Here is a 9,207-nt window from a genome sequence, read left to right on the forward strand (position 1 = left end):
CCCGACGGTGACGCAGCCCTCTCTTGACTCACCTCGTTCACGATACTTACGGTATTCAATACCGAGAGTATCGGCAAGCAGTACGTGACAGCGAGGAAGCACCGCATGACGAGCACCGACACCGACGCGCCGCCCACCGGGACCCCGCCCACCGGGACCCCGCCCATCAGCCACGCCGCCACCAGCCCCGCGGGCACCGGCGACGCGGACACGGGCGCCGAGCCGCACCGGTCGACCAGTCCGACCGACCGCTACAGCACCCGGCAGATCATGGTCGCGCTGGTCGTCGGGGTCCTGCTGCTGCAGATCGGCTTCATCACCAGCTACGTCGCGGCCTTTCACCAGCCGACGCCGCACGACATCCCGATCGCCGTGGTCGCCGAGGCCGGGCTCCCCGAGGGCATGGACCAGCAGGTCGCCGACCGGCTCAACGCGATCGACTCGCGTCCCGTCGAGGCCCGCGTCGCCGCGAACACCTACGAGGTCCGCAATCTCATCGACGACCGCGAGATCATGGGCGCCTACGTGGTCAGCCCCACCGGCACCGACACGCTGATCACGGCCAGCGGCGCGGGCAGCTCCGCCGCGACCGCGCTCGAGAGCGTCTTCACCAAGGTCGACGCCGCCGAGCACCGCGCCTTCGTGGTCCGGGACGAGGTGCCGGTCGGCGTGCACGACAACCGCGGGCTCTCGGGCTTCTACCTGTCCATCGGCTGGGTGGTCGGCGGCTACCTGCTGGCGGCCGCGATCGGGCTGCTCATCGGCGCTCCCCGGACGCGGCGCGAGGCCTGGGTCCACACCGCCGTGATGGCCGGGTACGCGCTGGTCTCGGGGTTCCTCGGCGCCTTCGTCACCACGAACGTACTGGGCACCTTCAGCGGGCACCTGCTGCCGCTGGCCCTGCTCGGGACCGGCGTCGTGTTCGCCACCGGCATGTTCACCATGGGCCTGCGCGCGGTCGTCGGCATCCTCGCGGTGCCACTGGCGATCCTGATCTTCGTGGTGCTCGGCAACCCCAGCGCCGGCGGCGCCTTCGGGTCCAACGTGCTGCCCAGCTTCTACGCGGCGATCGGGCGCTGGATCACCCCGGGGGCGGGCACCGAGGGCGTGCGCAGCATCGTCTACTTCGCGGGCACCGGGGTGGGCCAGCCCGCCCTCACCCTCGCGATCTACGCGTTGGCCGGCACCGCCGCGCTGGTCGGCATGACCGTCTGGCGCACCCGAGGAAGGCGCTGACACGCCGCTGCGCCGACAAGGGATGTGGCGGGTCCGTTTTCGCCCTACCCTGAATCATGGCCAGGTACCTGCACCCGAATGCGGCCCACGTGGCGAAGACCCTCATCGCGCGCGGCCACCACGGCGTGATCGTCACCCAGGACGAGCCCACGCGCACCGCGCAGGACGCGGCGACGGCGCTCGGCGTGCCGGTGGGCGCGATAGCGAAGTCGCTGGTGTTCCTGCTCGACGACGAGCCGGTGCTGCTGATCGTCTCCGGCGACCACCAGGTGGACGTCGAGCGCACCGGCAAGCTGCTCGAGGGGACGCTGACCCGGGCACCCGCCAGCGCGGTGCGCCAGCTCACGGGCCAGCCACTCGGCGGCGTCGCACCGGTCGGGCACCCGACCAACCTGCCCACCTACGTCGACACCGCGCTGGACCGCTACGCGGAGGTGTGGGTGGCGGCCGGCACCCCGGACACGGTGTTCCGGACGACGTTCCGCGAGCTCACCCGGATCACCGCGGCGCTCACGATCGACATGGAGTGAGCCGGTGACCGACGGCATCACCGGCGAGCAGTACCGGGCCGCGATGCGGCGGCACCCGGCCGGCGTGGTCATCGTCACCCTCGACGCCGGCTCGGGTCCGGTGGGGTTCACCGCGACGTCGTTCGCGTCGCTGTCCCTCGACCCGCCGCTGGTGTCGTTCAACATCGCGGACACCTCGTCGAGCATCGACGCCCTGCGCGGAGCGGGCTCGCTGGTCATCCACCTGCTCGGCGAGCACCAGCGGCACCTCGCGCAGCGGTTCTCCCGCAGCGCGGAGGAGCGGTTCCGCGACGTGTCCCTGTGGAACCGCCTCGAGTCCGGCGAACCGGTGCTGCACGGGACCCCGATCTGGTTGCGCACCACCGTCCACCAGCTGATCCCCGCCGGCGACCACACCCTGGTGATCGGTCTGGTCACCCGGGTGCACGACGAGGACGACGCGGAGGCCGCCGCGTCGCCGCTGCTCTACCACGACGGCCGTTACCACCGGCCCACGCCGCTCGACGAGTGAGTCTCGTCGACCGTCGGGTCAGGACGCGAGTGCCCTTGTCCCCGAGGTGAACCCGAAGGGCACGAGCACCTCGCCCAGGAGGGGCGACGGTCGGGCCAACCCGCGGTCGCGCAGGATCGGCAGCACGTCGTCCACCACCCGGTCGAGCACCCTGGGCAGCACCAGCGGCAGCAGGGTGACACCGTCCGCCACGCCGGCGGCGGCAAGGTCCGCGATCAGTCCGGCGAGACCGGCCGCGGTGCCCACGTAGGAGATGCTGTCGGGCACCCGCGGTGCGCCCGCGTCCAGTTGAGCCAGTTCCCTTCGCGCACTGCGGTGGTCATCGGCGAGCAGTACTTCCACGTCCAGCAGGACGGTCACCGTGTCCGGGTCCCGGCCCTCGCCGGCCGCCTCGGTTCGGATGCGCTCGCGGCGCAGTTGCGCCTCGCGCAGGTCGTGGGCCCGCACCCGCGCCACGCCGGCCGGCACGGAGAGCAGGTCCAGGGGCGGGTTGGGCGCCGGCGGTTCGGTGAGGTCGACCCAGAAGTCGGTGAGCCCCAACGGGACCCGGAACTCGGTGTGGGCCGCGGCGGCCGGGTGGTGACCGGCGCCGGACAACTCCACCGCGACGTGCAGGCGGCGGGTACGGGCAGACGGAAGAACAGACATGGCAGTCCTAGGGTGTGCGTGGGATGAACAGAGCGAGTGGGGAACTCAGCTCCGACACATGCCCGACGCGGTACGGCACAGATCCACGTGCCGACGGCACCACCGGGCGTCACGCGCCACGGTCGTCGCTGTCGTCACGGATGCCATGACGCGATGCTACCCGGACACGCCGCCGCGGCGCGCGGCAACGAACTCGCGCACCGCCGCCACCAGTCGGTCCACGTCTGCGGAGTGACTGCCCAGGCCCAGGCTTGCCCGCACCGCGCCCTCACGCCGACCCAGTCGAGCCAGCAGCGGGTGCGCGCAGAACCGGCCGTCGCGGACGCCGATTCCGTGCAGGTCCGCCAGGTAGGACGCGACCTCGCGCGGCTCGCAGCCTTCGACGGTGAACGTGACGATTCCGACGGAATCCGGTGCGTCGGACCAGATCCGGAGAAGCTCCACACCCTCGACGGCACTCAGGCCCTCGACCAGTCGTTCGCACAGCGCCCGCTCGTGGGCCTGCGCCTGCTCCGCGTCGAGGCCGGCGAGCGCCTCGCAGGCCGCCGCCAGCGCGGCAACCCCGAGGACGTTGGGGGTGCCCGCCTCGTGACGCTGCGGCGCGGCCGCCCACTCGACACTGTCGGAGGAGACGTCGCGGGTGGCGCCGCCGCCGGCCAGGTACGGCTCCGCGGCGTCGAGCCAGTCCGCCCGTCCCACCAGCACACCGGCGCCGAAGGGCGCGTACAGCTTGTGGCCGGAGAAGGCGAGGTAGTCGACGCCGAGCGCGACCAGGTCCACGCGGCGGTGCGGCAACAGCTGGGCCCCGTCGACAAGGATCCGGGCCCCGCACTCGTGGGCAACCTGCGCCAGGCGGGCGATCGGCAGCACCTCACCGGTCACGTTGGACGCCCCGGTGATCGCGAGCAGCGCGGCCGGTTTGGCGCACAGCTCGGCGACGATCCGGCGGATCGTCTCCTCGACGGTGTCCGCAGCTTCCACGACGCGGGCGCCGTTTCGCTTCCAGGGCAAGAGGTTTGCGTGATGCTCGATGTCGAGGACCACGGTGTCGCCGGGCACGCAGCCGGCCAGCAGGTTCAACGAGTCGGTGGTGTTGCGGGTGAAGACCACCACGTCGTCGGATCGCGCACCGACGAACTCGGCGACCACGTCACGGGCGCCCTCGTAGCTGGCGGTGCAGACCTGCGAGGCGTAGCCGGCGCCGCGGTGCACGCTGGCGTAGTACGGCAGCAGGTCCTGGACCCGGGCGGTGACCTGCGCGAGGGCGGGCGCGCTGGCGGCGTAGTCGAAGTTGGCGTACGTGCAGGTGCTGCCGTCGGCGAGCGGGACGGACAGTCCGGCGCCGGAGACCTCGGCGAACGGGGCGTCGATCCGCGTGGCGGTGGCTGCACAGGTAGCGGCAGCGGTGGCGGCGGTGGCGGCACAGGTGGGGTCGAGTACGGCAGTCATTGAAGCTTCCCTCTGGTTCAGGGACTCGCGTGCAGCGAAGGCGACGTACCGGCCGGACCGAACGAGTCGGCCGTACCTAGATGTCGCGGGGGTGTGCATCGAGTCCGCGCTTGCCGTGTCCGGTATTGGACTACAGCCAGGTCGTCACCCGGGGCACCCCACCGCGGCGGAGGGTTGCCGGCCAGCAAGCCGGGGCTATCTGCTGGCACTCATGACCTGACCAGAGAATTGCAGCCCGTCCGCCGTCCTGTCAACCCCACCCTCGTGACCTCGCCCACCCCACCCGCCGGCAGCCAACTTCGACGGAACCGAAAACATCTGCACAGCAAGGTTTTTCGTAGGCGATCCGGAACCAGGGCGCCTGGTGCGGAGAAACCCGTTTGAGTACGGGTCCGCGGATGCGCTTTCCTTCTCGCCATGACCGCCGCCACCCTGCTCAGCTTTGCGGGCGTCTGCCTGCTCCTGTCGATCATGCCCGGGCCGGACTCGTTCCTGGTGCTGCGTTACAGCGTCGGCGGCACCCGCCCGGGCCTCGCCGCGGCGGCGGGCGTCGCCGTCGGCTCCCTGGTGTGGGCGGCCGTGGTGGCTCTCGGACTCGCGGCGCTGCTCGAGCAGTCCGCGGCCGCGTACCGGGCGCTGAAGATCGCGGGCGGGCTGTACCTGGTCTACCTCGGGGTGCGGGCGCTGCTCCGCCGTCGGGCCGTGGGCGGCGGGCCGGCGGAACCGGTGGCCGTGTCCACGGGTTCCGCGTTCGGCGCCGGAGTGCTGTCCTGCGCCCTGAACCCGAAGGTCGGCCTGTTCTACCTGGCGGTGGTCCCCCAGTTCCTCGGGCCCGTGACCTTCGGCGCGGCCATGACCCTTGGCGCGGTCGAGGCCGTTGTCGCGCTACTGGTGATGGGCGGCTTCGCGGTTGCGGCCTCGCGGCTGGTCACCCTGCTGCGACGGCCTCGGGTGTCGGCCCGACTCGAGTCCGCCAGCGCCGGGATCCTGGCGGCGCTCGGCGTCGGCACCCTCGTCTCGGCGGCGGGCCCCGCCTGACCGCTCTCGGGCGTCCCTTCGGGCGGTTCGCCGTTCTGTGTCTCCACTCTCACCCTGGCCTCAGGAAACGCGCGAGGGGACGGGCGCCGATATCGTTGTACGCATCGGTGCCAGGCACCGCACGCACCGGGCGGCCGCCGTGACCGCCCGAGCAGCTCAGGAGGAATCTTGCTCACGCAGTCACTGCGGCGATCGATCGGCGCGGCGTGCATCGCCCTGGCGACGACCCTCGCCGCCGGGTGCACCATCTCCGCCGACGACAACGGCGACGCCAACGCCTCGCCGACCGCCGCCGTCAGCGCCGCCGTCGTCTCGATCACCCCCGCCGATGACGGCGACCCGGTCAGCCCGCTCAGCCCGGTCCGCGTCGACGTCGCCCAGGGCACTCTCACCTCGGTGACGCTGACCAATCCCGACGGCAAGGTCATTCCCGGCATCACCACACCGGACGGCACGTCGTGGAAGCCGAGCGAGCCGCTCGGCTACGGCAAGACCTACACCCTCGACGTGGCGGCCACGGACGCGAACGGCGTCCCCACCTCGAAGAACAGCACCGTCACCACGCTCGACCCGGGCAACCAGACCAAGGCGTACCTGCGCACCACCGGCGGCGCCGAGATCCGCGACGGCGGCACCTACGGCGTCGGCATGGTCACGGTGGTGCACTTCGACGAACCGATCGGCGACCGCGTCACGGCCGAGAAGTCGCTGACCGTCACCACCACTCCCCCGGTGAAGGGTTCCTGGTACTGGCTCGACGACCAGAACGTGCACTGGCGGCCGCAGCAGTACTTCGCGCCGGGCACCCAGGTCACGGTGAACGCGGACATCTACGGTGCGCAGCTCGGCAACGGCCTCTACGGCCAGGAGGACGACAAGGTCTCGTTCCGGATCGGCGACTCGCACGTCTCGATCGCGGACGACAACACCAAGATCGTCACGGTGTACGAGAACGGCCAGGTGGTCCGCGAGATGCCGACCTCGATGGGCCGGGGCGGCACCGAGACCATCGGCAACACCACGCTCCACTTCTGGACGCAGCCCGGCACCTACACCGTGCTGGACAAGGCCAATCCGGTGATCATGGACTCCTCCACGTACGGCCTGCCGATCAACTCGCGGCTCGGCTACAAGGAGACCATCAACTGGGCCACCCGGATCAGCAACGACGGCATCTACCTGCACGAGCTGGAGAGCAGCGTCTGGGCGCAGGGCAACACCAACACCTCACACGGCTGCCTGAACCTCAACCCGGCAAACGCGCAATGGTTCTACAACTTCTCCCAGCCCGGCGACGTGGTGGAGATCCGCAACACCGGCGGTGAGCCGCTCGACGTGTGGCAGAACGGCGACTGGGGCGTGCCGTGGGACCAGTGGGTCGCGGGGAGCGCGCTGAGCTGAGCCTGGCGCGCGGCCGCGGTTCCGCACTGAGCCGGGCGCGGCGGCCGCCGCTGTGCTGCACTGGAGGACCACCCCCGGACACCTGCCGGACCGCCGGCAGCGACGACAAGGACGCGGCATGGCACGGATCGTGATCATCGGCGGACACGGCAAGATCGCCCTGCACCTGGCACGGATCCTCACCGGCCGGGGCGACCAGGTGACCGCGGCCATCCGAGATCCGGCGCAGGTCGCCGATGTCGAGGCCATCGGCGCAGGGGCCGTCGTTGCCGACGTGGAGCACCTCGACACGGAGGCCATCGCCGAGGTCCTCCGGGGCCACGACGCCGTCGTGTGGTCGGCCGGGGCGGGCGGCGGCAACCCGGACCGCACCTATGCCGTCGACCGGGACGCCGCGATCCGCTCGATGGACGCCGCCGCCCGGGCCGGCGTCGACCGGTACGTCATGATCTCGTACCTCGGTGCGCGGGTGGATCACGGTGTCCCGTCGGACAACTCGTTCTTCGCCTACGCGGAGGCCAAGGCGGCCGCCGACGAGTACCTGCGCGGCACCGACCTGTCCTGGACCATCCTGGGACCCAGCGCGCTGACGCTCGACCCGGCCACCGGCCGCATCGAGACGGGTCCGGACCTCGACGCGCGAAGCGTGACCCGCGAGGACGTCGCGAGGGTGGCCGCCGCGGCGCTGCTGCGGCCCGGCACCGCGGGCAAGTTCATCGGGTTCAACAACGGGAACATCCCGATCGACAACGCGCTGGACGCACTGGGCTGAGGCGCGTCCGCGCCCCGACCCTGGCCCTGTCCAGCGCCGGGCGTCCGCCATGGCCGCAGGCGGCCTCGGAGGTCTCCGAAGTGGCGCCGGAAGCACGGCGGGACATCCTCGACAGAGGCTTCCACGAGGGTCGCGCCGTAGGTGCACACCCATCTCGTGCGCACCTTTGGCTGCGAGAGCAACCAAGAGCACTCACAGGCCGAAGGCAGTTCACCAGGCGAAACATCATTGTGATCGAATGTGCGTGCGAGTAGAATTCGATGTATGAAACTCGACGCCATGCTCACCGACCCCGCCGGGGTCGAGGCATGGCGACTCGACGAAACCGAACTCGCAGCCACCGTCCCGGAACTGTCGGAGAAGATCCTCGAACTCGAAGCCCTGCGCGTCCGGTTGGTGCACGAGGCCGACCAGCGGTGTCTCTCGAACCACCTCGGTGCCGCGGACACCGCGTCCTGGCTCGCCGACGCCACCCACATGACCGCCGGGCAGGCGAGCAAGATCGTCCGGCTCGGCCGCGAATTGCCCCTGCACCCACGGATGGCCGCCGCACTCGATGCCGGGCGGATCGAACTCGGGCACGTCCAGGTGATCGTCAACTTCCTCGCCAGACTCGAAAAACTCACCGTCGACCAGCCGGTCGAGTCCGTGGAGACCGACTGGGAGCACCCCGACCCCGAAAGCGGCCGACCCGACGACTGCCAGGCCTACCTGCTCATCGCCGCGCACCTCGAGAACGTCACCGTCCTGCGCCGACGCGCACGCGCGTTGGAGTTGCTCCTGCAACTCGACGGCACCGTCCCACCCGACGGAGAAAACCCCGAACTCAACGAATTCCACGCCTCCACCACCCTCGGCGGGCGGGTGCACGTGACAGGCACCTTCGACGCCGAGTCCGGCGAGGCCCTCCAGACCGCCCTCTCCGGACTGTCGAAGCCGCACCCGACCACCGATGAGCACGGTCACCCGATCCGGGACGACCGCTCCGCTGCCAGGCGCCGCGCCGACGCCCTCGAACAGATCGTCCGCGGACACCTCGACAACGCTCGTGGCCCGATGGAGGGTGGGGAACGCCCGCACGTCACGGTCACCATCGACGTCGACGCACTCAAGGACGCGGTGGCGGCGACGGCGCCGACACCCGCGACCGGTGCCTGGGTGGGGAACGGCTGGGACTACCACTCCGACAACGCAACCGGACCCGTCGGCGAGCACGAGGGTTGCACCAGCCCCGCCGGTTTCAGGCCACCCCGCCGGTACCGCCGCAGTCGTCACGCCAGCATGCCCTGGGCCGGTCCGATCTCCGCCGCCGTCGCCGCCCGCATCTCCTGCGACGCGCAGGTAACCCCGATCTTCGTCGATCGGGGCGGCAACCCCCTCGACGTCGGCCGCACCACCCGCGTCATCTCCCCGAAACTACGGAAGGCGTTGGTGGCCAGGGACTGCGGCTGCGCGTTCCCCGGCTGCGGCCGGCCCGCCGCCTGGACCGACGCCCACCACATTCGGCACTGGAGCGACGGCGGTCCCACCGCCCTGTCCAACCTCGTGCTGCTCTGCAAGAAGCACCACACGATCATCCACAGGAACCACTGGGCCGTGCAGATCGAATCGGACGGGTTCCC

Annotated in this window: 9 protein-coding genes and 1 riboswitch; of the genes, 7 read left to right on the top strand and 2 right to left on the bottom strand. The window is 71.0% G+C overall.

Annotated features, from left to right (window positions below; genetic code table 11):
• Nucleotides 1–270: 270 nt before the first annotated feature.
• The 3 genes from AC1DWC_RS07210 to AC1DWC_RS07220 are packed head-to-tail and all read left to right on the top strand — an operon-like array spanning nucleotide 271 to nucleotide 2,277.
• Nucleotides 271–1,236: an ABC transporter permease gene (locus tag AC1DWC_RS07210; RefSeq protein WP_477906785.1), complete on the top strand. Its 966-nt coding sequence runs from the start codon at nucleotides 271–273 to the stop codon at nucleotides 1,234–1,236.
• A 56-nt stretch (nucleotides 1,237–1,292) separates the two neighbouring features.
• Nucleotides 1,293–1,766 carry a YbaK/EbsC family protein gene (locus tag AC1DWC_RS07215; RefSeq protein ID WP_477837622.1) on the top strand — a complete coding sequence of 158 codons (474 nt, stop codon included), beginning with the start codon at nucleotides 1,293–1,295 and terminating at the stop codon, nucleotides 1,764–1,766.
• A gap of 43 nt (nucleotides 1,767–1,809) precedes the next feature.
• Nucleotides 1,810–2,277 carry a flavin reductase family protein gene (locus tag AC1DWC_RS07220; RefSeq protein WP_083577391.1) on the top strand — a complete coding sequence of 156 codons (468 nt, stop codon included), beginning with the start codon at nucleotides 1,810–1,812 and terminating at the stop codon, nucleotides 2,275–2,277.
• Nucleotides 2,278–2,295: 18 nt separating this feature from the next.
• On the opposite strand, the gene AC1DWC_RS07225 is transcribed toward AC1DWC_RS07220, so the two are convergent.
• Both AC1DWC_RS07225 and AC1DWC_RS07230 read right to left on the bottom strand, forming a co-directional pair.
• Complete coding sequence (locus AC1DWC_RS07225) at nucleotides 2,296–2,925, bottom strand: hypothetical protein (protein WP_477906776.1); 630 nt, start codon at nucleotides 2,923–2,925, stop codon at nucleotides 2,296–2,298.
• A 156-nt stretch (nucleotides 2,926–3,081) separates the two neighbouring features.
• Nucleotides 3,082–4,374: an aminotransferase class V-fold PLP-dependent enzyme gene (locus tag AC1DWC_RS07230; protein WP_477906777.1), complete on the bottom strand. Its 1,293-nt coding sequence runs from the start codon at nucleotides 4,372–4,374 to the stop codon at nucleotides 3,082–3,084.
• 101 nt (nucleotides 4,375–4,475) lie between these two features.
• Nucleotides 4,476–4,591: riboswitch (SAM riboswitch) on the bottom strand.
• Nucleotides 4,592–4,791: 200 nt separating this feature from the next.
• Here AC1DWC_RS07230 and AC1DWC_RS07235 point away from each other — a divergent pair.
• From AC1DWC_RS07235 to AC1DWC_RS07250, 4 genes are all read left to right on the top strand, one after another.
• Nucleotides 4,792–5,412: a LysE family translocator gene (locus AC1DWC_RS07235; RefSeq protein WP_477906778.1), complete on the top strand. Its 621-nt coding sequence runs from the start codon at nucleotides 4,792–4,794 to the stop codon at nucleotides 5,410–5,412.
• A gap of 168 nt (nucleotides 5,413–5,580) precedes the next feature.
• Entirely contained in the window at nucleotides 5,581–6,813 is a 1,233-nt protein-coding gene (locus AC1DWC_RS07240) for a L,D-transpeptidase (protein WP_477906779.1), read from the top strand.
• Between the two features lie 118 nt (nucleotides 6,814–6,931).
• Nucleotides 6,932–7,585, top strand: a complete 654-nt coding sequence (locus AC1DWC_RS07245) for an NAD(P)-dependent oxidoreductase (protein ID WP_477906780.1) — start codon at nucleotides 6,932–6,934, stop codon at nucleotides 7,583–7,585.
• 264 nt (nucleotides 7,586–7,849) lie between these two features.
• A partial coding sequence (locus AC1DWC_RS07250; protein ID WP_477906781.1) for an HNH endonuclease signature motif containing protein occupies nucleotides 7,850–9,207 on the top strand: 1,358 nt, incomplete at its 3' end.

This window comes from Rhodococcus sp. P4_C10 (assembly GCF_056402135.1).